This is a genomic window from Phormidium tenue FACHB-1050 (assembly GCF_014696925.1).
Classification (GTDB): domain Bacteria; phylum Cyanobacteriota; class Cyanobacteriia; order Pseudanabaenales; family Pseudanabaenaceae; genus Pseudanabaena.
Map to the genome: position 1 here is coordinate 51,281 of NZ_JACJQY010000017.1, position 25,144 is coordinate 76,424.

Below are 25,144 nucleotides of genomic sequence, written 5' to 3' on the forward strand. Positions count from 1 at the left end.
GTGGTTGATAATGGCTTAAATTTTATCTTAATCTTTATTTTCGCACTTAAATAGCGAAATTATGTGAGATTGGAGATTGTACTATATATAAAAATTTATAGGCTGTTAGTGACAAGCACCACTTATTAAACATAACCCGAAAGGGTTTCAGCATATGGACTCCCTCATCTTAAATCAGTCTTTAGAGATATATGGACAGTCGATTGTAGCAATTTGTCGACTACCCAATGATACTGCTGAAGCAATAGCCCTTCTCCAAAAAGGATGGTCTCATGTGGTGGTGGTGGATCAAAATGATCTGCCACAGGGTTTGTTTAATGCGCGATGTTTATTAAATTGGCAATCAAAATCAGTAGATGGTTGTACATTTTCTGCGCCATCGATCGCTTTAGAAGATATTGATCTTGAGCCATTACCTACGATTTCGATCGCTATGACGATCGCCGATTTTTTGCAAAGAATCTCTCAATATCGGCATTCAGCAGAAACTTGGGCTTTAGTAGATAGCAATGGTAGATTTGCAGCTCTCTTGGAGGTCTCAAGCTTACTGCGATCGCTCGTACAAGAAGATAAAAATCAAAGCCCTTCCATCACCTCATTGTTATTGCCATTGATCTATCAGTTGCCTCTGCCTGTGATGGTTAGCGATCGCGATGGAGCGATCGTGGGTATGAATGCCGCATGGCGCAATAGCCTGTATGAAAGCTTACCTAGCAATACTGTGGCTGATATATTGCCAGTCGATGAGATTAGTAGCAGTATCTCAAATACATCTACATCATCTCCAACAAAGGGACAGGTTAATGAGCGTTCCCACGTACTAGAACCAAAGCTACCTGTAACTCACCAGTTTTGTACTACTGATGGTGCATCGTTTACATGGCAAGTGATTAGTGTGGCTTTGCAGGGCAGTTTGCAAGGGCTAGATCTGGCGATCGCCTATGACATTACAGCCCAAAAAAATCTGGCTCAAGAGCTATCGGGGCTAAGTCGGGTCAAAGATGAATTTTTGACCTGTATTAATCATGAGCTGAAAACGCCATTAACCTCAGTAATTGGGATTGCAAGTTTATTGAGCAACAACACCTTTGGCGAACTCAATGAGCGTCAGAGTCGCTACGTGAAGATGATTCATCAAAGTGGTCGGCAATTAGTTTCGATTATTGATAATATTTTTGACCTTGCTAAAGCTGAGTCGGGGCAATTAGAACTATATGCGGAGACTGTTTCTGTCAAAGAGATTTGTCAAAAAAGCATCCAGCAAGCGAAGAAGTTAGTTCAACAGGATTCCACGATTTTTCGCAACTATAACTTTGAAGAAGGCTGGGAGTTAGATATTCACCTAGACATCGATCCAACGGTACAGACAATTTATGCCGATGAAACTAGGTTGCAGCAAATGCTAGTAAATCTGCTTTCCAATGCTTTTAAATTTAGTTTTTCACCATCGGAACTGGTTGATGATTTACCATCTATTGCTCCACAAATAGGGATGACAGTGAAGTGGTGGGAAGGATGGCTTGCCATTACGGTCTGGGATCAGGGAATTGGAATACCTGAAGAGAAACAAAGTTTAGTATTTCAAAAATTTCAACAGGTGGAAAATGTCCTAACTCGACGCTTTGAAGGTACGGGATCGAGTTTGCTCTTAACCAGACACTTGGCGCGTTTGCACGGTGGTGATATTACCTTTGTTTCGCAGGTCGATGTGGGCAGTCAGTTTACGATTTTGTTGCCGCCTGAAACTAGATCCAATCATGATCATGTTCACTTTGAGCAGCTTGATCGACGGATGGATATTAGTCATGGGCGCTTAGTATTGGTGGTAGAAACTTCCACGGAGGCTTTAGATTGGTTGAGAAATACTCTGGCGGATTTCAATTATCAAGTAGTAATTGCGCGATCGGGAACTGAGGCTCTAGAAAAAGCAAGGCGGTTGCAACCTTGTCTAATTTTGTTGAGTCCAGATGTGCCGATGTTGTCGGGTTGGGATGTGTTAGCCTTGCTTAAGGGAGATTCGGTAACCCAGCATATTCGTGTGGTGATGATGAAACGAGCCGACGAACCTAAGACTAATCTTCATCAAGCTGACGGTATCTTGCTTAAACCGATCAAAGCTGCCGAATTGAGTGCATTTCTGCCTAACTATGTACCTATTCCCAAATCTCTCAAGTTCTTATACCTAAATCAAAATCTGGAAGAGGGTGTAATTGAATTACTGCACGACCTTGGTCATAGCTTACTAGAAGCAGAAGACTTGCCCCAAGCGGATGTGTTATCCAAAATTTGGCAGCCAGATCTATTTCTGCTGAATGGTGATAATCAAGTTTTGCTAAAGTGTCTAGAAGATATCAGTGAATTAGAGACGCTATCAAGTTTACCAATCTTGATCATTACCAAGTCAGCGATCGCCGAAATTAATTGGCTTCAAAATCGATTTGCAAACCTGAGTTTGCATGATTGTCTGAGTTTAGATTTAGATAATTTAGATACAGCTAGAGCTGAAGTTTTATTGGCTTTGCATCAGTCAATTACTAATGCGATATGTTACGTTGTGCCAAACTCTTTTGCGAATACCGCGACTAGCAACCATGTTTACTAGCTTCTTATATAGCAAAGCAAGTTTTGCTTAGGACATGCAACCCAAGAATCGAGTGGCGGCGCGAAGCGCCGCCACTCGATTCTTGGTTTTTGATTTTGTCCTCATACACTTGGCGACAGCTATAAATAGTAAATTCCCTTTCATCCCCTATTTAAGAATATTACTCCTTTCCCAACAAGAATTGCTGGATGCGGCACTTCGTTCCGCATCCAGCAATTCTTGGTTTTTAATGTCTAGTTGTACACTGGGAAGGGAGTATATCAATATTTTGAGCCATTTCGCCGAACATATTTGGATAGCGATCAAGCTAGATTTAGGATGTATTGTTTAGTTCTTGATAATTTGTTTAATAATTGTTTAAAAGTAGTTGTTTAAATAAAGATGATAGATCTATCGCTAACTTTTTTAGAGAACACCAAAATTAGTAAGTGAAAAGCCCCATATCTTGCTAAAGATCCTAAGCTTAAGGTAGAAGGAGTATCGACCAATGAATCGAGAGGCTAAGTCCTTAAATATTGCAGGTAGTAGGACTGAAGTCATGCAAGTTGGAGTGATGCAATTTCCGAGCGTTGGTTTGGTCAATAGTGAGGTGCTGGTTAAAGATGCAACCTTAATGGCGATCGCGGAAATTAATCAATCAGGAGGCATCTTAGGAAAAAATATTGATCCCATTGTGATTGATATTGTGGCGAATGATCACAGTATTGCTTCGCAAGCAGGATCTTTATTGAATGAACTGGATATTAAAAATTTATTTGGGTGTGGTTTATCGTCGGTGCGGAAACAGGTAATTCCTATCCTTGAAAAGCATCAAGCCCAACTTTGGTATCCCTATTATTACGAGGGACTAGAATGCTCAGACAATATCTTTTATACAGGTGCTTGTCCCAACCAAGTCATCCAGCCAGCGATTAATTGGTTGCTGCAACACAAAGGCGATCGCATTTACTTAGTTGGCACAGATGGTATTTACTCACGCACAGTTAATAAGATTATTCGCGCTCAAATTAAGCAACAAAATGGCTTATTACTGTGTGAAGACTATATTCCCCGTGATATATCTAACTATCACGAAAATATTGCCAAAATTAAGCATATTGCGCCTACAGCGGTAATTAGCACCCTATCTCCACAAAACTCCGTTGCTTTTTTACAACAGTATGCCGAAGCGGGAATTCAGGCTAAAGAAATCCCCGTTCTATCATTGCGCTTAACTGATCTAGAACTGAGGTATCTCTGGGAAAGTCTAGATAATCCTGCGGCGATCGCTGGACATCTGGCTAGCTCTAACTATTTCCAAAGCCTAGATACGGCTCACAATCAAGATTTTTTACGTAAATACTCAATTTGGTGTGGTGGTGAGCGATCGCCAACACCACCTGTTAATGTCGTGATGCAAGCGGCGTACACGCAGGTTTTTTTATGGAAACAAGCCGTTGAAGCAGCTCAGACCTTTGAAGTGCTTCCCATGCGTCGGGCAGCCTATGATCAAAGCTTTGTTTCGCCAGCAGGTCGTATTCTCCGCGATCGCAACCATCATATTTGGACAGCTTGTCGAGTTGCAGAAATTAATTCCGCAGGTAAGTTTGAAATCCTATATACAGTCGATCCGATTAAACCGATGCCTTGGTTGGGGGTAGAGGAACTAAATCCAGACACATCAACCGTAGTTATTGAAATACTTGCGGATATTACTCAAGGTATTCAGCAAAGTTGGCAACTAGAAAAAGATGCTCAGGACTTAGAATTCACGATCGCGGAGCTATTAGGAAGAGGACAAGGTAAAGGACGCAATCAACTTGCTCCTGAAATCACCCGTGCTGTGATGTCGAAGATGTTTAAAGCAAACCAGAGGTTGCTCAAGACACAGGCGGATTTGTTAAATGTAGAGGGAGCGTTACGGGATGCTAATGAATTATTAGAGCAGCGTATTGAACAACGTACGCTGCAATTACAGAAAACAATTAAACGTTTACAAAACGAAGCAGCGGATCGTCAGCAAGCAGAAATACTATTACGGGAAAGTCAACAGAGATTTTCGGCGATCGCTGATAACGTACCTGGAGTTGTTTATCGGGCTGTGTTACATCCTGACGGTGCTGTCTCTATGCCTTACATTAGTCCCCGCACTCTGGAAATCTTTGGCATATCTGTCGAAGAGTTTACGGAGCATTTGGAATGGGTTTTTGATATGGCACATCCTGAAGACCGTGCGGAACTCAATGAGATGGTACGCCGATCTGCCGAAGAACTGATGACCTTTGAGCATGAATATCGGGTTTCTAGTCTGTTTGAGAAAGTTAAGTGGGTACGCATTATCTCTCAGCCCCATCGCAATGACCAAGGCGATACGGTTTGGGATGGGGTAATTATTGATATTAGTCATCAAAAGCAAATTGAAGAATCTTTACGTCAAGCGGAAGAGAAGTATCGCAGCATTTTTGAACATGCGATCGAAGGTATTTTTCAAGCCCAACCCGATGGATGTTATATCAATGCTAATCCTGCCCTTGCGAATATTTATGGCTATGAAACTCCTACGGAACTACTTACGGCGGTTGCGTTAGAGCCATATCGTCTATTTACAGAACCGAAACGTTATCAAGAACTCTTGCATCAACTAGCTACCGAAGGCTCAGTGGCTAGTTTTGAAGCTTTGGTCTATAAGAGCGATCGCAGGATCATTTGGATTTTGATTAATGCCAGAGCTAATTATGATCATGAAGGTAACTTTATTTCCTATGAGGGACTGGTTCAAGATATTACGGAACGGAAACTTGCCGAACAAGCCCTCAAAGCGGAGCAAGAAAAGTCAGAAAATTTGTTGCTGAATATCTTGCCCAAAGAGATCGTCAAACAACTGAAGATTAACAATAATGTAATCGCCTCAAGGTCAGATAATGTCTCCATTTTGTTTGCGGATATTGTGGACTTTACGACCCTCTCGACCCAAGTTTCACCCAATGACTTAGTGACCATGCTCAATGGCATTTTCTCTTCTTTTGATCTACTAGCCGATCAGTTGGGATTAGAAAAAATCAAGACCATTGGGGATGCCTATATGGTAGTTGGTGGATTGCCCACAGCCCGTCCTGACCATGCTGAAGCGATCGCCGAGATGGCTCTAGCTATGCAAAAATCTATCTCTAATTTTAAACGTGACGACGGTACTGCTTTTCGGTTACGAATCGGAATTAATACTGGAGCAGTTGTGGCTGGTGTAATCGGCATCCGCAAATTTATTTATGATCTTTGGGGTGATGCGGTAAATGTCGCTAGTCGGATGGAATCCCACGGTTTAGCGGGAGGTATTCAGGTGACACAAGCAACCTATGAGTTACTCAAAGATAAATATTCTTTCTGGCATCGTGGCAAAATATTTATCAAAGGGCGAGGTGAAATGGATACCTATATGTTGCTTGATCGTGAGCCTCATTTGCCTGCATCGGAGGTATCGAAAGCATATCAAGAGGAGATGCAAAGCCTCTCCTCTTCGGCATAAAAGATTATCTGTGCTAAGGGACAGTAAAATAAGGAACCAGATTTTTAATGGCGCAGCTTCGCTGGGCCACTAAAAATCTGGTTCCTTATTCAATCGCAAAACCCCAATCATGACAACGGTTGCTTACCTTGGTCCCGCAGGTACATATTCAGAAATGGCAGCTTTGCAATATTTACAGCTGAGCCATCCAGACTTAGAGCATGATCCTTCGCGGATGTGTCCTTATCCTACAATTCCCCAAGCGATTAATGCTGCCGAGCAGGGGCATGTGGATGTAGCCGTTGTCCCTGTCGAGAATTCAATTCAAGGTGGGGTAACAATGACCCTCGATAGCCTCTGGCAATCGGAGTCATTACAAATCCAACAGGCGATCGTTATGCCGATCGCCCATGCTTTGATTACCCGCGCCCAAAATCTTGACGATATTAAAGTTGTCTATTCCCATCCTCAAGGTTTAGCTCAATGTCAGCAATGGCTGGATCATCATTTACCCACTGTGCAACAAATAGCCAGTGACTCTACAACCTATGGTTTGCATATTGTGGCTAAAGATGTGACCGTGGCAGCGATCGCCTCACAACGAGCCGCCGAAATTTACTATTTACCAATTCTGCAATATCCAATTAATGATCAACCTGATAACTGCACCCGTTTTTTAGTTTTAGGACGCACTTCACCCACCACTAGAGGCACACATTCTTCCCTAGCCTTTAGCCTGAAACGGAATATGCCTGGAGCTTTAGTCAAACCTTTATTAGTATTAGCCGATCGCCAAATTAACATGAGTCGGATTGAGTCACGCCCGACCAAGCGATCGCTGGGTGAATATATTTTCTTCATCGACATTGAAGCCCCCATCGATGATCCTAACTTCAGTGAAGCTCTACAAGAACTACAAGCCGTCACTGAAAATCTTAAAATTCTTGGTAGTTATGCGATTACCTAAAGAAAACGCTTTGCAATCTAAAATATAAAAAATGAGGCGCTTTGCGCCTCATTTTTTATATTTTAGATTGGGCTAGACGCTTGTTTCGCATCAGCACATTTTTACCTTCATTAGTTTGCTCGATCACTAATAACGGTGTTGGTTTCGCCGTTTGATCCCAACTAATCACCGCTAGCCGTCCCTGAATCGTAGGTTGCCAATTCCGATTTACATCTGAGGCAACCACAAAACTTTCTAGCCCAGTCGCCAAATCTTTGAGAATGCTCTGCGAACCATGGGTGGGGATTTTCGCTAGCTTGACATGGATACGAAATAGGGTGCGAATTTGTGAGTCATCATGATGTTCAGGCTGATAAGACACATCAAAAATCACATCGACCTTGCGAACCGTGCCACTGTCTTCTTCAGTTGGCATTAGTGCAGGTGCAACTTTTTGGCGGAGGTTGACCTTCATTTGCGCCAAGATAATTTCACAAAAATGAGGTTCTTCCATTCTCATGCTGAGATAATCTAGATTGAACTCACGGGAATGAATCAAATCAGGATTGCGTTCATGCTCATCAATTGTATGCAGAGCTAGTTTTAGCTTTTTGGCGAGTTCATGGGTTTTCAGTCTCTCGATCTTTAGTTGTTGACGATTTTTTTGCAATTGCCAATAATGGTAGGCTGTTGCGCCGATCGCTCCCCACAGTAAGACTAGAAGTAGGCTCACGCCGACAGTATTTTGCAGCGGTAGTGTGGACTGCTCAAGGGCCCCCAGAAAGCCACCTTCTTGATCGCTTTTTACAGTCATTAAAACGTTTGATCTGTACAACATAGCAAAGCCCCAATCATTTAAATAGAAATATCAGAAAGCCGACTTGCCTTAATACCCTATTCTTACTATGCCCACAATTTGCCCTGAAATTAATTTATAGTGCTTCGCCGTAGATTAAAGATGGGGCGGCGAAGCCGCCCCATCTTTAATCTACTTTTGTCAGATTGGCGATTTTCCATTTGCCATTTTCAAAACTCAGGGTGCAAACATATCGCCCCCTTGATGGCTGCGACTGAGTGCGATCGATTTTGCCGTTGACATATAGGGTGGGACTTTCAAAAATCTCTACGGTCACATTGGCTTGATTATCCTGAATACCAAATGCACCAACCCGACTCACCGTAAATTCACCATAGCGATAAAAAGCATTATTCTGCTCTAACCAGTCGATCGCTCCCTTCCGTTTCTCATAGGCTTCCCCTGTAGTTATTTCAGCCAGCAACTTACGGTCAAAGGGTGGGGCAAACATTTGATTTTTGCTAGCTACCAAATTATTTACGATGTCTACAGCATCAGTCTCAGACAAAGGTGTAATTGGGATTTTGGGAGAAGTAGTTGGGGTCGGACTAGGGACTGCCGTGGGTGCAGAAGTTGGGGTGGGAATAACGGTAGGTTCGATAGAAGCGGATGGACTAGGACTAGCTACGGGAGTTTTGCTAGGACTTTGGGTAACGGCAGCTTTATTAGGAGTGGAGTTATTGGCGGTATTTGTGGTGGGATTGGATGAACGTGTTGCCATCAAAGCGCCGATCGCGATCGCGATGGCAAAGGCTCCGCCCCATAAAGCAATCCATAAACCTTTATTACTACCATTACCACCATTATGATCAGCTTGAATTGGGGCGTAAACCTGTACAGTCTGCTGAGACAATGGTTCATGAGATGGAGCGTGATTTATGGGTGTAGGTGTTTGATTAGCTGGTGGTAATGGTTGGATTGGTGGTTGTTGAATCAGTGGCGGCGCGATCGCTGGCGTATATACTTCTGTCGGTGGGACTGTGGGAGTTACTTGGGGTAAGACTTCCGTATGCAAATCATGATTGTTGTTTTGATTGTTATTTAGACCCACAATCGTGGACTGAAGACCATTAGCGGAGTTACTTACTGGTTGCGTTGGCAAGTGGTGATCGTCTAGGTTTGCCAAAACCTTACGAATTTCTAAAGCTGATTCATAGCGATCTTTGTAGTGATAGCGCGTCATCTTGGTTAATACATCCACTAATCCCGACTTATTGGGTACAAGATGCTGCCAGATTAACTCTCCTGTTTGATAATCTTCTTGCAATTCACGGGGTGGTAAACCTGTCAGGGCTTGAATGCCGATCATTCCAAGTGCATACAAATCACTGTTAGGGCGGGGTTTACCTTGAGCTTGCTCACTAGGCATATATCCCAAAGTCCCGATCGCTACGGTGGCGATCGTGGCTCCCTCTTGATTTAGCTGATTTTGAACCTGTTTGATCGCCCCAAAATCGATCAATACTAATTTGCTATCGGATTTACGGCGAATAATGTTGTCTGGCTTAATATCACGATGAATTACCCCATGACTATGGGTATATTCCAGAATGCTTAATAAATCATCAAGAATCTGCATAACTAAGGTTTCACTGAGCCGATAGCCGCGTACCAACTCTAGTTCTAGCGATCGTCCCTCGATAAACTCTTCTACCAAATAAAATTCCCCAGCCTGCTCAAAATAAGCCAGCAAACGAGGTATGCGATCGTGACTACCTAATTGAGCAAGGGTTTGCGCTTCACTGGTGAATAAACGACTCGCCACCTTTAAATATTCGCGATCGCTACTAGCAGGTTTGAGATGTTTGACCACACAAAGCGGCTCATTCGGGATGCGCGTATCATGGGCTAAATAAGTATGACCAAATCCACCCTCACCCAACTTGCTAGCAATGCGGTAGCGTCCATCAAGTAATTGACCAATCATCCGATTACACCATTTTTGTCACAAATATATAGCGATCGCCTTACAAGTAAAACACAAAACCCAAATATGGGAAGTGACACAAAGCGTCACTTCCCATATTTAGGTTTCACTTACTAAATAAATGAAGGCGGCGCTTCGCGCCACCTTCATTTATTTGGTTTTTGATAATGTTGCTGCTCATGCTTTAGGATTAAACGATTTAACGACACCTTGGTTTATGATGGATAAGCTGTAAGCCCTAATACCTAAAATTAAAGTGCTAATGTCAAAAAATGACATAGTGCAGAATGGACATATAGCTTTTAGAGATAGTTTCGTAGACAAGGACTAGTAAACTGCTAGCCGAACCAGTTGTTTTGATGATTTATGGCTAGATACACTCAACATTTCTTAGTTGAAATCGCTCCCGAAAACCTACATTCAACGATTATCAAAACGTTGGAGTCTTGTAGCTTGGTAATTACCTATGAAACTGATGACTATGTGATTGCCCAAGAAATCGAGACTAATGCGTCATTCGCCAAAATGGTTACGGTAGAGGTCTTGATCCATCGTTCTGAGATTGAGGGCAATCAGGCAAAATTGACTAGCGTTACCAAAAATGCCGAACTGCCACTGCGGATTAATAATTACTGTCATGGAATCTCTGATCGTGTTTCTAAAGCATTCTGTGACAGTCCAGAATGGAAGCTATTAGAAGTTACTTCAGGATATTAGACAGTATTAATGGGAATAAATGGCAAATTACTATCGTGTACTCGCCGAAAATCGGCAAGCTAGATTTAATTACGAAATTCTCGAAACCCATGAAACAGGGATCGAGCTACTTGGCACGGAAGTTAAATCAATTAAAGGGGGGAAAGCAAATCTACGTGATGCCTATGGCATTGTACGGAAGGGGCAGATCATGCTGCTAAATATGTATATTGCCCCACACCATACAACTAGTGTGTATTTTAACCATGAGCCAACCCGCACCCGTCGCTTGCTGTTACATAAAGATGAAATCCGCAAGTTGATTGTGGCTGTGCAGCAAAAGGGTTTGACGCTAGTACCACTCAAGGTCTATCAAAAAGATGGATGGATTAAGGTTGATTTAGCCTTAGTACGCCAAAAGAAACTCCACGACAAGCGCGATGATATGAAAAAACGCGATGATAAACGTGATATTGAAAGGGTCATGAAAAATCGTTAAAACTTAAAAATATTCGTTTATTTGTGCTGATTTGTAAATTAGCGATTGTTCACAAAACCTGTGGTAGTTTAAAAAATATACTGTAGACTTGTTCACCCAAATCAAATTGATACATTGCATCTCTAAAAATTAAAAAGTTATTATGTCTGCTCCACCTCAATTTGCTATCAATCTTAGTGAAAAATTCCCAGAAAATTTAACGAATTCACCTATTCTAGAGGCTGTAATTCATTGGGAGGCTCCTGCCAGTAAACCTTTAGAGCAAATATCATTAAAGGAAGCGCTAACCAAACATTTGCCTGAATACCCCACTATTCAGACTCACTATGTCACAGAAGCTAAAATAATGGGTATGCCTGATGACACGTCTCAATTCTCACAGCACACACAATGGAATGGCTTTAGGCTTGAAGATGACCAAAAAAATTATGTAGCCCAATTTACGCATACTGGAATTGCTTTTAGTAGGGTTCAATCCTATGAAAGTTGGAAAAACTTTAAGAACGAAGCCTTGCGAGTCTGGGGTGTTTTTGTAGAATTAGCCGAGCCAAAGACGATCCGCCGATTAGGGGTTCGATTCATTAACCGAATTCTTATAAAACAAGATGAATCAATCTCAACCTATCTCAAAAGTGAACCATATAGGCTTTCTGGATTAGAAATCTCTCCAAAATCGTTTTTTTACCAAGATACTTACCAAGTTGCTGGCCATCCCTATCAAATTAACTTAGTTCGTACTATCCAACCCAATCAAACTGGTTCAGCAAGTGAGCAAGCGTTGATTGTAGATATTGATGTCTTTACAAATGAAGTTTCTAGTATTCGGGATGATTTAAACCAACAACTCGCGGAAATGCGTTGGCTTAAGAATAAAATATTTTTCAGTAATATAACTGATACCGCCTTAAATAAATTTGGGAGTTAAGTCATGATCACAGCAATACGAGGAAATACAGAAACTGCTGCTTATATTGATGCAACTACCCAAAAGCAAAAAGGTTACTTTGACCAGTCTGTTGTTTTGGGGAAGCAATCAGCTTATAACGAGCTATATGCTTTTTGGAAAGAATGTCAATTACCAGATTGGGATGGTTATAACGCCCTTGCAGTTCAAGAAAAAACTTTATTTAATGCTTACTGGTTTATTGAGTCACTACCTCTAGGCTACCCCTTGCCCTCTGTTGGGGCTGAACCAGATGGGCATTTAACTCTAGAGTGGTACAGTAATCCTCGCTGGATACTGTCAGTTAGCATTAGTCCCGAAGGCATGTTGTATTACGCCGCCCTTTTTGGTACTAGATCTGAGCGGGGATCAGATCATTTTTGTGGAGAAATACCCCAACCTATCTTGGAATTGATCAAAGAAGTTAAGGGAATAACGGTTTAAAGAGCATGATCGATGCTAATCATGTACCTGATGTGAGTGAGGATGAAATCTTAGCTCGATATGCAATGCAAAGTAACCACTTTCGCAGTAGCGATCAAACTGCAAAGCCTGAACTGTTTATGCCACATCCTTATCAGGAATTATCTTTAACCCGATATCTCGATGCAACCATTGAAGAAGTACTGGCTTTAGGTGAGGAAACAGCTAGAGAGCTAAATAAAACTTTTTACGGCAGGGCTGACATTCAGGCAATTAAATGTAAAGTTGAGTCTTTGCAGGTAGTGAAAGACCCAACACCAAAAAATCCCAATCATGCAAATATTCAAGGATTTCCTCTTGATAAACTAGAGCAGAAGGCGATCGCACTGGAACTAGCTGCTGATGCTAAATTTTATCCAGTATAACGGTGCTTCTTTAATTGGTTGCCATCATTTCTAGTTCGTAGAGGCTGGCATACACACCTTGTTTGGTTATGAGTTGATCGTGAGTGCCAGACTCGATCACTTCGCCTTGTTTGAGAACGAGAATGCGATCGACGTTGCGAATTGTCGATAAGCGGTGAGCAATGATGATCGTAGTGCGATCGATCAACAATCGATCTAAGGCTTGTTGAATCAAAAACTCGGTGCTGACATCTAGACTAGCGGTTGCTTCATCCAAAATTAAAATTCGCGGATCGCGAATGGCAGCTCTGGCAAAGGCTAGTAACTGCTTTTGTCCACCCGAAAGATTTGTACCGCGCTCACGGACTTGAGTTGCGTAAGCTTCGGGCAGTTCTTGAATAAAGCGATCGACATTCATCAACTCGGCGGCTTCAACCACCTGCTCGAACGCATAGTCTTCACCGAGTGTAATGTTGTCCTTAATATCCCCAGAAAACAAAAAAGCATCCTGCAAAATTACGCCAACACATCGACGTAACTCTGCTTGGGTAATTTCGCGAATGTCGATACCGTCGATAAGGATTCTGCCTTTGGTTGGCTCGTATAGACGCGATAACAGTCGGATGATTGAGCTTTTACCCGCTCCTGTGGGGCCGACAAGGGCAATTTTTTCACCTGCTTTCAGGGTGAAATTCACATCTTTGAGGACGTACTCATTGGGTTTGTAGCCGAACCACACATGATCAAAACAAATTTCGCCAGTGCCATCAAGGGGGAGCGTTTTGGGAGATTCAGGATCGCGAATTTCGATGGGTTCTTGCAGGATGGCATTGATCCGTTCAACTGCTGTAAATCCTGCTTGAATCGTGGTGAATTTTTCTGCGAGTTGGCGAATTGGGTCAAACAGGCGCTGCGAAAATAACACAAAAGCTGACAGTTCACCAAAAGTGAGATTTTTTTGAACAATTTGTCCACCGCCTAGCCACAGTACGCCAGCGATCGCCACCAGTGCAATCCATTCCAGTGTCGCCGAAACCGCAGAATCATGAAAAACTGTGCGATTTACTTCATCTACATACTGCTTATTGACTTTGAGATGTTGGGCGGAGTTAAACTTTTCGCGGCGAAATAACTGAACGATATTTGCGCCAATAATATTTTCTTGCAGAATTGAATTAAGTTCTGATAGGCGATCGCGTGCTTTGAAATTTGCTTTGCGATATTCATGCTGGAAATAGACGATTAATGCAGTCACGGGTAGCACCATGATCACTAGCATCAGGGCTAAGTCCCAGCGCAGCAAAAACATGAAAATAGCGATTGTCCCGATCGCTGCAAAGTCGCTCAATACGCCTACAGCACCAGTTGCGAATACATCACCTAGGGCTTCGACATCACTAGTTAAGCGGGTGATGAGTTTACCAACAGGCGTGCGATCAAAAAAACTAGTTGATAAAGAGGTGACGTGACGGAATAAATCAGCGCGAATATCTGCGGTGATTTTTTGTCCGACCTCTTGCACCAAGTAGCCCTGCCAAGACTGAAACGCAAGGCGCACTGCGATCGTCAGTAGTATGACTAGGCAAATCCACCGCAAACCCAACAAATCGCCGTTTTTAATTGGTCCATCAATGCCTTGCTGTACCAAAATTGGCTGGACAGCACTAGCGATCGAGAGAGGCACAAGTAAAAGCAGCGATATGACAAGCTGTTTGGAATTTTGCTTTGCGTAAGGCAATAAGCTCAACATCAACCGCCAGTCATTACTTTTGCGAGTTGAAGATTGAGATTTGGCAGAGCTAGCTGTGGGGGGGTTGATCACTATTCGAGATCCCTGTTACCTGGGTTGCGAGATGGATCGCTATTGAGGAAACCAAACACAAACAAACTGATAAAGAATATGACAGTGATATAGACCACTATTTTTAAAGTGAGCATAAATAAATAATCTCCGTATAAATATCTAAGAATTTATCCTATGTTAAATCTTATAGGAAAAGATGGGGATTCCTTATAATTCCTTAAGATTGGCTATTTGCTTTTGAGTATAAATACTTAAATGGAAAAATTAAAGATAATACTTTGAGTTGCCTTTAATTGAGATATAGCCATGTTGGGCTTTTAAAACCCTTACTGGGTTTGATATTCTCCAAGAAGAGAAGAGTGGCGCGAAGCACCACTCTTCTCTTCTTGGGTTTAAGTTTTTTTGTGGCAAGGCTTCGCAGTGACACAAAAACTGGAGTTTTGCTAAAGCTTTTAAGTAGGAAATACTTGCCCCAAAAGTTGCGATCGCTCTATGTATAGAGATATTTGAGAAGCGATCGCCTTCAATAATTTCTCATCTAAATCTGAATAGGCAAGGGTGATTTCTTTGACATTATCTAACGTAATTGAAATATCTTTAACCTTACGATTTATTAACTGAAAAACGCCGACCGTCCTTTTTTGAGAATCAAACATGGGAACAGCTAAAACCGAACGGGTGTGATATTCAATATCATAATCAAAAGTCTTGTGATGTCGATATACAGCACCATCTGGGAGATCGTGCACATCAGATAAATTGAGCGTTTCACCTGTCATGGCAACATAGCCGACGATACTATCTTGATTGAGTGGCACGGCAAAGTTGACTAGCGATCGATCAGGTTGAGAATCATTTTGAGAAACTTCAAAGCAGACTGTATGGACTGGGGCAGAGCGATCGATTAAATAAATACTGCCTGCATCACTTGCTGTCATTGTCCGAGTTTTCGCTAATACTAATTCTAAAAAAGCTCTTAAGTCATTGGTGCTAGACAAATATAAAGATATTGTTACCAGATCATCAAGTAAGCATTTGTAATAACGCAATTGCTCGGATAACACCTGACAATTTGAGGGGGAGATATCTTCAGATGTGTCTGGTTGCCAGCCTAAATCAGGAGTCATGGATGTCGCCAATATCTTTATAATGTCCTGCTCAGCACAAATAAAACAAAGTCTTGGGAATTTAGTCTTAGCAGCACAAGCTATCCGAATAATACTAGCAAAATCACCTCAGAAAAACACTAAAAAAGTAAATGTAGCAATTCTCATTATTAAACCGATTTTGGTGTTTCTATCACCTTTGGCGATAGAAACACCAAAATCGGTTTTTTGAGATTTCGATATTGGCAAAATCTCGAAAAACTGATCTTTATAATGAGAATTGATGATAAATAGCAGTGATAAACGATGCCATTTACTCTATTCTTCTTCTTCATCAAATTGCAGATCATCGATGGGATAAACATCTGGCCAAGCCGATGCCCCATGCTCATAAACATCAATACCAATGCGATCGGCTTCAGGATTGACTCGCAGCAGCCCCAAAGCTTTGATGGAGCCAAACATCAAAAATGAGAATATAACTACAAAAATAATAATCGCAACTTCACCGCCGAGTTGCACTCCAAGCAAATCAAAACCACCACCTAAGAACAATCCAGCTTTTTTATTGGTTGTTAGGGCTGGATGTCCAAATAGTCCTACAGCTATTATCCCCAACATACCGCAAGCACCATGTACTGCAAATGCACCCACAGGATCGTCAATTTCAAACCACTCAATGATGTCTACTACGACCAACACCAGTACACCAGCAACTGCTCCGATTAATGCTGATGCCCAAGGCATGACATAAGCACAACCTGCGGTAACTCCCACTAAACCCGCTAGCGAACCATTAAGTCCACAAAATAAGTGCCACTGACGAAAGCGAAAGTAGATGTAGATAAAGGCTGCTATTGCACCAGTCGAAGCAGCTATTGTTGTATTCACAACAATTAAGCCAACTAAACCTGGATTACTCAGAGTCAAGGTCGAACCAGCATTAAAGCCATACCAACCAAACCATAAAATCATTGTGCCAATCGTGGCATAGCCAAGGTTATGTGCTGGAGGAATCTGCCCCCATACACGATCAGGACGAGGACCAAGTAGGTAGGCTCCAACTAGAGCTGTCCATCCGCCAACCGTATGTACAGCAGCATCTCCAGCAAAATCATGAAAGTTGAGTTTATAGAGCCAGCCCCCATTGTTCCAAACCCAATGCACAACAATGGGATACATAACAGCACCCATAATAAAAGCATAAATTAGATCGCCCTTAAAGTCCGTCCGCTCAGCCATTGCACCCGTAGTGATCGTACTTGCTGTTGCCGAAAAAGCGAACTGAAAAAAGAACAAAGTCAATGTGTTGACTGGTGCAGTAGAACCTCCTGAACCCATCGCATACTCGATCGCCCCATTATTGAAAGTAAAAGCATTACTTAAAAAGAAGCCATCTACTCCAAAAAATCCATTACTAGTTGTGCCAAAGGCGATCGCGAAACCAGTAGTCCACCAAGCTAAAAGAGTAACTGCTGCATCAATGAAGTTCTCGGTAAGCGTATTTACTACCCCCGTCTGTCTGACCAGCCCAGCCTCTAGCATGGCAAATCCACATTGCATAAAAAATACTAAAAACCCCGTGATCAGTACCCAACTTGTGTCAACTGATAGCTTTAGCTCACTTGTGTTTTTGGTTAAAGACTCTAGTGTGCCTGTCTCAACCGCATGGGCGATCGCTGGTGTAAATGCAGCAAATATCGCAGCTCCGATGGCGATCGCCAAAAAACGCGCAAAATAATTCTTTCTTTTTGTTGTGACTTTTGCCATGATTAGATCCATACACCGCTATTTGGATTGTTGAGCATTTATATCAACTCACAAGAATATGACGACACTTTTGTGAGTTGCAAATCAAACCCAGCAAGGGTTTTAAAAGCATAAAATTGCTAAGCGATTTTATGCTTTGGTGTTAATCCGTCGCTTATCCCCTTGTTTACAATTCTTTGCGCTTAAACCCAAACCAAGATATTTTTTAAAGTGATGCAAACCAACGCTTTTAAAAAATATCTTGTGATTCCGTTGGTTAATAATTGCTGTAAGTTGTCACTGATTATTTTGAGAGATAGCAGGAAAGCTGTAAATTGCAAATTGGCGTAAGTTTAGCCCTGATTTCTTATACGTTTAAAGGATGATCTACAAAAGTGTCGATTAGTACAGTCAAGCTTTTAGGAAATGCAACATATATAGCGCTTTTCAAGCAAGCGAGGTACAAAGGTTTGTTTCCCCGCCTTCGGCGGGGAAACAAACCCGTACTTCACTAGACTGATAAACGCTATAGTCTGCGGTTTTGAGGAATGCGTGTGATCACTATCACAAGAGAGTTGTTACAAGATCGCCTTCTTTCTGTGAGTTGAGTCACTACTTAAACCAGAAAAAAGGAAGATACTCTAGTCACTAGCGACGTATCTACATAATTTCTCCCCGCAAGAATGCCTCCTGCGGGTTTTTTATATCAAAAATCAGGAGTATAAAACCCAAGAATTGTTTGGCGGCGCGAAGCGCCGCCAAACAATTCTTGGGTTTTGATTCCAAGGATTAGCGGCGCGAAGCGCCGCACCGCTACCTTGGGTGAAACTGTAGCTATACTTTGCACATCTCCTGATTTTGTTTGTAAACAATTCGTTACAATACTATGTAGAAAGCTACCACCTCTAAGAATTATGTATTTAACATGGCTAGACAGTAATTCATGGCTGATCGAGATTGCAGGTAAACGCATTTTGCTCGATCCTTGGTTGGTTGATGCGTTGATGTTTGGCAATGCTGCATGGTTTTTTAAGTCTGAGCGACTTACCCAGAGAGAGATCCCCCAAAATATTGATTTGATTTTGCTGTCACAGGGGTTACCAGATCACGCCCATCCCCCTACTCTTAAGAAACTCGATCGCCAAATTCCTGTAGTTGGTTCGCCAAGTGCAGCCAAATTAGTCAACGAACTTGGCTATACCCAAGTTACGGCTCTTGCCCATGGTGAAGTATTTAGTATTCCTAACCTATTTGAAATCAGAGCCGTGCTGGGTTCACCTACTGGCCCCACTACTCTGGAGAATGGATATATTCTCCGAGATCTCGTAGAAGGAACTTCTATTTATTACGAACCTCATGGCTACCATGCAGCCGCAATTCAAGAATTTGCGCCTGTGGATGTGGTGATAACACCCATGATTGATTTGAAATTGCCACTGGTTGGTACGGTAATCAAGGGGCAGCAAGGAGCTATACAGGTAGCAAAGTGGCTCAAGCCTCAAGTAATGTTGCCTACCGCCGCAGGTGGTGACTTGACCTATAGTGGGGTATTGTTAAATATCTTGAAGGCTGAAGGATCGATGGATTCTCTGCGATCGCTATTTACAGAAAATAATATTTCCACCCAAGTGATCGAGCCTAAACCTTGGGAACGCTTTGAGGTCAAACTACAGAAATTAGCCGTCACATAAAAAAGGGAGCGCTGAGCGCTCCCTTAAGAAAAAAGGAGCGCTCAGCGCTCCTTTTTTCTTAGAATTTGACTGAAGCAGTTTTCTTTTCTGGGAGTTGCGTGTATTCCGCGACGATTTTGCGGAATTCTTCACCATCTAGGGTTTCCACGTCTAACAGAATATCAACTAGGCGATCGCACAGGTCGCGATTTTCTTCGATCAAACGTTTTGCTGTGTCGTAACAAGTTTGTGCAATCTGACGAATTTGACGATCAATGCGATCGCCTAATTTGACAGAATAATCACTCTGAGGCATAAAGTTACGCCCCAAGAATACTTCGCCACTTTCGGATTCTAGAGCGCCCAATCCTAAATCTGACATCCCGAATTGAGTCACCATTAGGCGGGTCAGCCTTGCGACTTGTTGGAAATCTCCCGATGCGCCCGTAGTGATTTCGGCATCACCAAAGACCACTTCTTCGGCAGCACGACCACCCAGCATCATCGTAATCGTGTCGAGAATCTGCGATCGCGACTCTAGTCCATATTCCTCGTCAGGAACGCCCTTGGCAAAGCCACCGATACCGCCAGATCTCGGCACGATCGTAATCTTGTCGAGCAAAGATGCATTTTTGAGCAAAGTCATTACTAGGGCATGACCGACTTCGTGATAGGCAACCAGACGTTTTTTGGAGCTATCGAGCATCGGTTTCATACTTAGCCCAATGGTAATGCGATCGATCGCATCGGCAATTTCTAGTTCTCCGATCGCTTCTTTATAGCGTCGTGCCGCTAGGATGGCAGCTTCATTGAGCAAGTTTGCCAAATCCGCACCTGCAAATCCGGGGGTCAGACGCGCCACCGATTCGAGAGAAACACTTTCCTCTAGTTTCTTATTACGCGCATGGACTTTGAGGATTTCTTGACGACCTTTATAGTCGGGATAGTCAACTGTAATTTGGCGATCAAAACGACCTGGTCTTAGCAAAGCGCTATCCAACACATCAGGACGATTAGTTGCAGCAACCACAATCACGCCCGAATTACCTTGAAATCCGTCCATTTCCGTAAGCATCTGGTTTAGGGTTTGCTCACGTTCATCGTTGCCGCCGCCGATGCCCGATCCACGTTGTCGACCGACTGCATCAATTTCATCAATGAAAATGATACAAGGAGCATTATCTTTAGCTTTTTGGAATAAATCGCGAACGCGGGAAGCACCCACACCCACAAACATTTCTACAAATTCTGAGCCTGAAAGCGAGAAGAAAGGAACCCCTGCCTCTCCTGCGATCGCCTTAGCTAGTAGAGTTTTCCCCGTTCCAGGAGGTCCAATCAACAACACGCCCTTGGGGATTTTTGCGCCCACGGCTGTAAAGCGATCGGGCTGTTTAAGAAATGTAACAACTTCCTGTAGTTCTTCCTTCGCTGTATCAATGCCAGCCACATCTTCAAACATGATTCCCGTTTTGGCTTCGGGGGAGAATCTCGCTTTCGTTTTACCAAAGCTCAGAGTTTGTCCGGGTCCCCCAGGAGCATTGCTAAGGCGACGTAACACCATTAACAATATAAAAATCAACAGCATCGGTACAAAAAATGTACTAGCAAGTTGCCAAATTAAGGTTGGTTGCTGAGGGGCTTTTACCGCGATATCGACATTATTTTCCCTCAGAGCCTTCATCAACTCGGTATTGCCATCACGGGCAATTAAGTCAACCCTGACTTTGCGACCATCTTTTAAAACCGCTTCCGCAGCTAAGCCGTTACTTTCGAGATCAATTTTTTGAACACGATTTTCTTTCACATTTGAAAGCAGCTCGGTATAGCCCATCGTTGCTGCATTTTCACTATCAGCACGAGCAGCCGTTGGCACTGCCATTGCTACACTTTGCAATATTGCTAAACTTACGACCGTCGTTTTGACGCGCCGCCAAAAGGTTGCCAAAAAGATTTTTTTACCAGAAGACATCACTGCCTGTCGCTCCTTATAACCCTGTCGATGCGGTAATCAGTTGACTTTAATTATCTACTAGTCTAGTGCATTGGCAAAAAAGCTGTCATAAAGATAAGGGTGACACTTTGTGTTGTTTTCCAAGAATGGTAAATATTTCTACTCAGATATAGCGCTTTTCAAGCAAGCGAGGTACAAAGGTTTGTTTCCCCGCTTGCTTGAAAAGCGCTATAAGAGAAAACAATGAATTGGATTGCTGCTCAGATCAAGTGGATCATGCTCGTGTCTGGTTTACTGACTTGTACATTGTTTTATGCTGCGATCGCACCACAAGCAGCCCTAAATTCTTTGTTTGGTGATTCTTTAGAAGGTCAACTTTCTGAAATCATAGTCCGCAATTGGGGCGCTTTAATAACTCTTGTGGGCGCAATGCAAATCTATGGGGCGTTTAACTCTCCAAACCGTCCATTAATTGTGTTTATCTCAATTGTGAGCAAGCTGACCTTCGTTAGTTTAGTGTTGATTTACGGTCGCCAATATCTTGGGCAAGCAGGAGTTGCTGTGGCGATTGATTTGGTAATAGTTGGGTTATTTGTTGGGTATCTGCTAGGCGATCGCCAACAAAAGACCGAATAAGCGATTTGCGCCACTAATTGGCGATCGCTAAGTACTTGTGCAAAATAAATTACAAAAACCCCGTAAAGTTGCTCCCCTGCGGGGAGCAACTTTACGGCTATAGTTTGGCGATCGCTCCTAATTCTAAAAAAATGCAGTAATTTTAGGAGAAGATAGATTTACTTCACATTCTTTATGGGTGCTGTGAGACAATTACACTAAAATACACGCAAGCAACGCTACGCATATTCATATCCATGAACGCCACAACAAATATTCAGCCATTTTCTGCCGATGATTTTGCCAATGCCCTCGCCGAGCATAACTACGAATTCGCCGTTGGGCAAACCGTGAAGGGCAAGGTAGTGTCAGTCGAAAGTAGTGGCATTTATGTCGATATTGGCGCTAAATCTTTAGGTTTCCTCCCCATCGAAGAAGCCACGCTCAGTGGTTCTTCGCGCTCCAACAGTGATGCTTTCCCCATGGGTAATGAGTACGAATTTCTGATTATTAGTAGTCAGAATGCTGATGGTGAAGTAAAGCTTTCGGTGCGCCGTTTATTATTCAAGCAAGCTTGGCAGACTCTCCGTGATTACCAAGCAGAGTCCAAGGTTTTTGAAACTAAGGTGATCGGCACAAATAGCGGTGGTGTGATCGTTGATTCTGTGGGTTTACGTGGGTTTGTACCGCGATCGCACCTTTCTGACACCTCAGATCTCGCTAAACTAGTTGGCAAAACTATTCCTGTGATGGTGCTAGATGCCGATGAGACTCGCAAAAAGTTGGTGCTATCTAACCGTCAAGCTGCCAAACTTGCAGCGATGAATCAACTTGCCAAAGGGCAACTTATCAGTGGCAAAGTTACCAATATTCGTCCTTTCGGGGCGTTTGTGGAGTTTGCTGGGGTTTCAGGCTTGTTGCATGTCAAGGAAATGAGCCAAAAGCCCGTCAGTGATCCCACCCGTGTATTTCAGATCAATGACATGATCAAGGCTGTAGTCGTGGATATTGATGAGTCACGCGATCGCATTGCTCTGTCCACCAAGATCCTTGAGCTTCATGCGGGTGAAATGCTGGATAACTCAGCGCAAGTCTTTGCGGAAGCCGAAGAACGCCTCGAAAAGAATATCAGTAAGCTCTGGGAAGCCTAATCTCCCCAAAAGAAGGTGATGCTTTGCGTCACCTTCTTTTGGGCTTTTTTAATTTTTTCGTAAGACTAATCAATTTTGAACTTAGAATATTAGCAGTCATCAAAATCTTTAAAAATCAGCACTCAAATTCAAATTTATGGAAACTAATTTTCTTGGTCTTCTCGCTACTGTCTTAGCCGTATTTGTACCTACCGTCTTCTTGCTAACGCTGTATATCCAAACCTCTAGCCGTGAAGAAGGTCAAAGCAGCAAATAGTAAAAAAGCACAGCCCTAGGGCTGTGCTTTCTACCTCAAAAAAAGAGAATGGCAGCGCTTCGCGCCACCATTCTCTTTTTTTGGGTTTCAGACAGCTATTTTTTGGTAAGCCGCCAACTGGATCTCGCTTTGCTGAAATGCGATCGCTTTCATTTGGGCGGCTTTGAGGACTGTCTCATCCATTTATGTTACCCTCAGGATTAATAGCGAATAAAACTTTGAGGAAAAGCTGATGACACAGGCTTACTTAGAGACACAAGATATCCACGAACCAGCGATCGCTAATAATTCCCTTGATTCACTTACTTCGCTCTATGAATGTGACTTTAATCTGTGGGTTGAGGCGACAGCCCAGTTATTGCGTGAGGGCAGATTAGCAGAACTAGATGTGGGGAATTTAATCGAAGAAGTGGAATCGATGGGAAATAGTGATAAACATGCTTTAAGTAGTGATTTAGTTGTGGTTTTACTACATTTGCTTAAATGGCAATATCAACCGAACAAACGCACAAGAAGCTGGGAAAAGAGTATCGCTGAGCATCGGCGGCGGATTCGGAAGATTTTCAAGAGTAGTCCTAGTTTAAGGAATTATTTTCAGGAAATTTTTGATGAATGTTATCTTGATGCGAGGAAACAAGCCAAAATTGAAACAAGATTACCTTTAGCTCATTTCCCTGAGATCTGCCCTTTTACTTCTGAGCAAGTGCGTGATGAAGACTTTTTGCCTGAGTAGGCGAATTGCCTCAAATGTTTGGAGCGCGATGACAAAATCTAAAGTTGTATAATGTTGTGGCAATTTGGTAGCAAAAATTATGCGATCGCCGATTCATATTTTCTCAGTTGCGGAATATTTAGAAGCAGAGAGTAAGAGTGAAGTACGCCATGAGTATTTAGGCGGTCAGGTGTTTGCGATGGCTGGGAGGAGTAAGGCTCACAATATTATTACTTTAAATATTGCTAGTCGTTTACGTTCTCTGTTGCGGGGTAATACCAATTCACGAAAGTGTGACAACACTTTTGTGAATTGAAAACCAAACCCAGTAAGGGTTTTAAAAACACAAAATGGCGTAGCCATTTTGTGTTTTGGTATAACGCTTGCGATGTTTTTATGTCGGATATGAAGGTCAGGTTAAAGGCGGCTAATCAAAATAAGACGATATTCTATTATCCCGATGTGCTGATTACTTGCAATCCTGAAGATAAAGATAAATATTTTGTGAATTATCCTTGTGTTATTTTTGAGGTGTTGTCACCTAGTACGGAGGCAAGCGATCGCCGCGAAAAGTTGGTTAATTATCAAACGATCGCTAGTTTGCAGGAATATGTTTTAGTTTCTCAAGATAAAATTAAATTAGAAGTTTATCGGCAAGATTTGCAAGGGGATTGGACAATGGAAGTTTTAGGAAGTGAGGATACTTTAGTCTTAAACTCGATAAATCTAGCGCTAACGATGGCAGATATTTATGAGGATATTTTCTAAATCGCCTATCAATACATCTACAGTGCGATCGCGCTAAAGGATCTGGCATCCTGCTTGGGCAAAGTGTTGATCGAAGGTGAGAACTTCTTGAATATGAAGATCTTGCATGACAATTGAGGCGCAATTAGATACAAGCAAATGGAACTCATTTTACGATTCCCTTGGTCGCCAGACTTTCGGCATTGCGATGGCGATCGCCGCAAATGTCTGTATATCTGTCCTCGGAATTTTTGAAATTCACTCTCTGTAACAATTGTTGGCATAATAGATTTGGGGATGATGATCTGTTTTTAGTTGGGACTATCATTATCCCTTCTGCCTTTGCTTTTATTCCTTTTTTGCTTCATTAATGCTTTGCTCAGAACTTCGCAACGTAGGGACAGGCGATCGCTGAAGGTGGGGAGGGAAATGCAGGGACAAGCGATCGCTGAAAGCGGAGAGGGCGTAGCATTTGCGGATTGAGTCTGCCTGATAAGGATACAGATCTCCGACTTTTTGGGTCGTGGAGAAAGGCGATCTGTAATTACACAGAAAAAGTCGGAGATCTCGCCCCTCACAATTAACCAAAATCAAACTTTTTCCTTT

25 protein-coding genes are annotated in these 25,144 nt (G+C 42.6%); 17 read left to right on the plus strand and 8 right to left on the minus strand.

Annotated features, from left to right (window positions below):
- Positions 1-154: 154 nt before the first annotated feature.
- The 3 genes from H6G05_RS12155 (at position 155) to pheA (ending at position 7,050) form a co-directional block, all read left to right on the plus strand.
- Positions 155-2,602, plus strand: coding sequence for a hybrid sensor histidine kinase/response regulator (locus H6G05_RS12155; protein WP_190578431.1), 2,448 nt, complete (start codon positions 155-157; stop codon positions 2,600-2,602).
- 487 nt (positions 2,603-3,089) lie between these two features.
- A complete protein-coding gene (locus tag H6G05_RS12160) occupies positions 3,090-6,104 on the plus strand; it encodes a transporter substrate-binding protein (protein ID WP_190578432.1) in 3,015 nt (1,004 codons plus the stop codon).
- Positions 6,105-6,210: 106 nt separating this feature from the next.
- Complete coding sequence (gene pheA, locus H6G05_RS12165; RefSeq protein ID WP_322096357.1) at positions 6,211-7,050, plus strand: prephenate dehydratase; 840 nt, start codon at positions 6,211-6,213, stop codon at positions 7,048-7,050.
- A 55-nt stretch (positions 7,051-7,105) separates the two neighbouring features.
- Here pheA and H6G05_RS12170 read toward each other — a convergent pair whose 3' ends face one another.
- Positions 7,106-7,867, minus strand: coding sequence for a hypothetical protein (locus H6G05_RS12170; protein ID WP_094534633.1), 762 nt, complete (start codon positions 7,865-7,867; stop codon positions 7,106-7,108).
- 145 nt (positions 7,868-8,012) lie between these two features.
- A complete protein-coding gene (locus H6G05_RS12175) occupies positions 8,013-9,812 on the minus strand; it encodes a protein kinase domain-containing protein (RefSeq protein WP_190578434.1) in 1,800 nt (599 codons plus the stop codon).
- 366 nt (positions 9,813-10,178) lie between these two features.
- Between H6G05_RS12175 and H6G05_RS12180 the strand changes: the two genes are divergently transcribed.
- The 5 genes from H6G05_RS12180 (at position 10,179) to H6G05_RS12200 (ending at position 12,798) form a co-directional block, all read left to right on the plus strand.
- Positions 10,179-10,529 carry a hypothetical protein gene (locus tag H6G05_RS12180; RefSeq protein ID WP_094534637.1) on the plus strand — a complete coding sequence of 117 codons (351 nt, stop codon included), beginning with the start codon at positions 10,179-10,181 and terminating at the stop codon, positions 10,527-10,529.
- Between the two features lie 19 nt (positions 10,530-10,548).
- The gene (gene smpB, locus H6G05_RS12185) at positions 10,549-11,007 is read left to right on the plus strand and encodes an SsrA-binding protein SmpB (protein ID WP_094534639.1); all 459 of its coding nucleotides are present in this window, start codon (positions 10,549-10,551) and stop codon (positions 11,005-11,007) included.
- Positions 11,008-11,149: 142 nt separating this feature from the next.
- Positions 11,150-11,932 (plus strand): TIGR04255 family protein, encoded by a 783-nt coding sequence (locus H6G05_RS12190; protein WP_190578435.1) that lies wholly within the window; start codon positions 11,150-11,152, stop codon positions 11,930-11,932.
- A gap of 3 nt (positions 11,933-11,935) precedes the next feature.
- A complete protein-coding gene (locus H6G05_RS12195) occupies positions 11,936-12,394 on the plus strand; it encodes a hypothetical protein (protein WP_094534643.1) in 459 nt (152 codons plus the stop codon).
- A gap of 5 nt (positions 12,395-12,399) precedes the next feature.
- On the plus strand, positions 12,400-12,798 hold the full coding sequence (locus H6G05_RS12200) for a hypothetical protein (RefSeq protein ID WP_094534645.1): 399 nt from the start codon (positions 12,400-12,402) through the stop codon (positions 12,796-12,798).
- Between the two features lie 10 nt (positions 12,799-12,808).
- On the opposite strand, the gene H6G05_RS12205 is transcribed toward H6G05_RS12200, so the two are convergent.
- The 3 genes from H6G05_RS12205 to H6G05_RS12215 all read right to left on the minus strand — a co-directional run bounded on the left by H6G05_RS12205 (position 12,809) and on the right by H6G05_RS12215 (position 15,708).
- On the minus strand, positions 12,809-14,527 hold the full coding sequence (locus H6G05_RS12205; protein ID WP_190578463.1) for an ABC transporter ATP-binding protein: 1,719 nt from the start codon (positions 14,525-14,527) through the stop codon (positions 12,809-12,811).
- A 71-nt stretch (positions 14,528-14,598) separates the two neighbouring features.
- Positions 14,599-14,715: a photosystem II reaction center protein I gene (locus H6G05_RS12210; protein ID WP_071590106.1), complete on the minus strand. Its 117-nt coding sequence runs from the start codon at positions 14,713-14,715 to the stop codon at positions 14,599-14,601.
- 318 nt (positions 14,716-15,033) lie between these two features.
- A complete protein-coding gene (locus H6G05_RS12215; protein ID WP_190578436.1) occupies positions 15,034-15,708 on the minus strand; it encodes a GAF domain-containing protein in 675 nt (224 codons plus the stop codon).
- Between H6G05_RS12215 and H6G05_RS12220 the strand changes: the two genes are divergently transcribed.
- Positions 15,707-15,919 (plus strand): hypothetical protein, encoded by a 213-nt coding sequence (locus H6G05_RS12220; RefSeq protein WP_190578437.1) that lies wholly within the window; start codon positions 15,707-15,709, stop codon positions 15,917-15,919. The two genes, H6G05_RS12215 and H6G05_RS12220, sit on opposite strands and share 2 nt — an antisense overlap.
- A gap of 86 nt (positions 15,920-16,005) precedes the next feature.
- Here the strand turns inward: H6G05_RS12220 and H6G05_RS12225 are convergent, their stop codons facing one another.
- On the minus strand, positions 16,006-17,457 hold the full coding sequence (locus H6G05_RS12225; RefSeq protein ID WP_190578438.1) for an ammonium transporter: 1,452 nt from the start codon (positions 17,455-17,457) through the stop codon (positions 16,006-16,008).
- Between the two features lie 893 nt (positions 17,458-18,350).
- Between H6G05_RS12225 and H6G05_RS12230 the strand changes: the two genes are divergently transcribed.
- On the plus strand, positions 18,351-19,127 hold the full coding sequence (locus H6G05_RS12230; RefSeq protein ID WP_190578439.1) for an MBL fold metallo-hydrolase: 777 nt from the start codon (positions 18,351-18,353) through the stop codon (positions 19,125-19,127).
- Between the two features lie 58 nt (positions 19,128-19,185).
- Here the strand turns inward: H6G05_RS12230 and ftsH are convergent, their stop codons facing one another.
- Positions 19,186-21,075: an ATP-dependent zinc metalloprotease FtsH gene (ftsH, locus tag H6G05_RS12235; RefSeq protein ID WP_190578440.1), complete on the minus strand. Its 1,890-nt coding sequence runs from the start codon at positions 21,073-21,075 to the stop codon at positions 19,186-19,188.
- 225 nt (positions 21,076-21,300) lie between these two features.
- Here ftsH and H6G05_RS12240 point away from each other — a divergent pair, with 225 nt between their 5' ends.
- The 7 genes from H6G05_RS12240 to H6G05_RS12270 all read left to right on the plus strand — a co-directional run bounded on the left by H6G05_RS12240 (position 21,301) and on the right by H6G05_RS12270 (position 24,809).
- Positions 21,301-21,693: a hypothetical protein gene (locus H6G05_RS12240; protein ID WP_190578441.1), complete on the plus strand. Its 393-nt coding sequence runs from the start codon at positions 21,301-21,303 to the stop codon at positions 21,691-21,693.
- A 236-nt stretch (positions 21,694-21,929) separates the two neighbouring features.
- The gene (locus H6G05_RS12245) at positions 21,930-22,823 is read left to right on the plus strand and encodes a S1 RNA-binding domain-containing protein (protein ID WP_190578442.1); all 894 of its coding nucleotides are present in this window, start codon (positions 21,930-21,932) and stop codon (positions 22,821-22,823) included.
- Positions 22,824-22,959: 136 nt separating this feature from the next.
- Entirely contained in the window at positions 22,960-23,079 is a 120-nt protein-coding gene (gene psbM, locus H6G05_RS12250) for a photosystem II reaction center protein PsbM (protein WP_009625880.1), read from the plus strand.
- Positions 23,080-23,311: 232 nt separating this feature from the next.
- On the plus strand, positions 23,312-23,812 hold the full coding sequence (locus H6G05_RS12255; RefSeq protein ID WP_190578443.1) for a DUF29 domain-containing protein: 501 nt from the start codon (positions 23,312-23,314) through the stop codon (positions 23,810-23,812).
- Positions 23,813-23,876: 64 nt separating this feature from the next.
- Positions 23,877-24,107 (plus strand): Uma2 family endonuclease, encoded by a 231-nt coding sequence (locus H6G05_RS25630; RefSeq protein WP_277874760.1) that lies wholly within the window; start codon positions 23,877-23,879, stop codon positions 24,105-24,107.
- A gap of 80 nt (positions 24,108-24,187) precedes the next feature.
- Entirely contained in the window at positions 24,188-24,559 is a 372-nt protein-coding gene (locus tag H6G05_RS12265) for a Uma2 family endonuclease (protein ID WP_408962474.1), read from the plus strand.
- A gap of 106 nt (positions 24,560-24,665) precedes the next feature.
- The gene (locus H6G05_RS12270) at positions 24,666-24,809 is read left to right on the plus strand and encodes a hypothetical protein (RefSeq protein WP_190578445.1); all 144 of its coding nucleotides are present in this window, start codon (positions 24,666-24,668) and stop codon (positions 24,807-24,809) included.
- Between the two features lie 77 nt (positions 24,810-24,886).
- Here the strand turns inward: H6G05_RS12270 and H6G05_RS12275 are convergent, their stop codons facing one another.
- The gene (locus H6G05_RS12275) at positions 24,887-25,132 is read right to left on the minus strand and encodes a hypothetical protein (RefSeq protein WP_190578446.1); all 246 of its coding nucleotides are present in this window, start codon (positions 25,130-25,132) and stop codon (positions 24,887-24,889) included.
- Positions 25,133-25,144 lie beyond the last annotated feature (12 nt).

Bases quoted from the DNA above. Each gene is read 5' to 3' on its own strand.
- H6G05_RS12220 (WP_190578437.1), top strand. From the start codon at position 15,707: ATGGATGTCGCCAATATCTTTATAATGTCCTGCTCAGCACAAATAAAA.
- H6G05_RS12270 (WP_190578445.1), top strand. From the start codon at position 24,666: ATGACAATTGAGGCGCAATTAGATACAAGCAAATGGAACTCATTTTAC.
- smpB (WP_094534639.1), top strand. From the start codon at position 10,549: ATGGCAAATTACTATCGTGTACTCGCCGAAAATCGGCAAGCTAGATTT.
- H6G05_RS12180 (WP_094534637.1), top strand. From the start codon at position 10,179: ATGGCTAGATACACTCAACATTTCTTAGTTGAAATCGCTCCCGAAAAC.
- H6G05_RS12160 (WP_190578432.1), top strand. From the start codon at position 3,090: ATGAATCGAGAGGCTAAGTCCTTAAATATTGCAGGTAGTAGGACTGAA.
- H6G05_RS12200 (WP_094534645.1), top strand. From the start codon at position 12,400: ATGATCGATGCTAATCATGTACCTGATGTGAGTGAGGATGAAATCTTA.
- H6G05_RS12230 (WP_190578439.1), top strand. From the start codon at position 18,351: ATGTATTTAACATGGCTAGACAGTAATTCATGGCTGATCGAGATTGCA.
- H6G05_RS12195 (WP_094534643.1), top strand. From the start codon at position 11,936: ATGATCACAGCAATACGAGGAAATACAGAAACTGCTGCTTATATTGAT.
- H6G05_RS12255 (WP_190578443.1), top strand. From the start codon at position 23,312: ATGACACAGGCTTACTTAGAGACACAAGATATCCACGAACCAGCGATC.
- H6G05_RS12170 (WP_094534633.1), bottom strand. From the start codon at position 7,867: ATGTTGTACAGATCAAACGTTTTAATGACTGTAAAAAGCGATCAAGAA.
- H6G05_RS12215 (WP_190578436.1), bottom strand. From the start codon at position 15,708: ATGACTCCTGATTTAGGCTGGCAACCAGACACATCTGAAGATATCTCC.
- H6G05_RS12245 (WP_190578442.1), top strand. From the start codon at position 21,930: ATGAACGCCACAACAAATATTCAGCCATTTTCTGCCGATGATTTTGCC.
- H6G05_RS12190 (WP_190578435.1), top strand. From the start codon at position 11,150: ATGTCTGCTCCACCTCAATTTGCTATCAATCTTAGTGAAAAATTCCCA.
- H6G05_RS12225 (WP_190578438.1), bottom strand. From the start codon at position 17,457: ATGGCAAAAGTCACAACAAAAAGAAAGAATTATTTTGCGCGTTTTTTG.
- H6G05_RS12205 (WP_190578463.1), bottom strand. From the start codon at position 14,527: ATGTTGAGCTTATTGCCTTACGCAAAGCAAAATTCCAAACAGCTTGTC.
- H6G05_RS12210 (WP_071590106.1), bottom strand. From the start codon at position 14,715: ATGCTCACTTTAAAAATAGTGGTCTATATCACTGTCATATTCTTTATC.
- ftsH (WP_190578440.1), bottom strand. From the start codon at position 21,075: ATGTCTTCTGGTAAAAAAATCTTTTTGGCAACCTTTTGGCGGCGCGTC.
- H6G05_RS12155 (WP_190578431.1), top strand. From the start codon at position 155: ATGGACTCCCTCATCTTAAATCAGTCTTTAGAGATATATGGACAGTCG.
- H6G05_RS12240 (WP_190578441.1), top strand. From the start codon at position 21,301: ATGAATTGGATTGCTGCTCAGATCAAGTGGATCATGCTCGTGTCTGGT.
- H6G05_RS12175 (WP_190578434.1), bottom strand. From the start codon at position 9,812: ATGATTGGTCAATTACTTGATGGACGCTACCGCATTGCTAGCAAGTTG.
- H6G05_RS12265 (WP_408962474.1), top strand. From the start codon at position 24,188: ATGTCGGATATGAAGGTCAGGTTAAAGGCGGCTAATCAAAATAAGACG.
- psbM (WP_009625880.1), top strand. From the start codon at position 22,960: ATGGAAACTAATTTTCTTGGTCTTCTCGCTACTGTCTTAGCCGTATTT.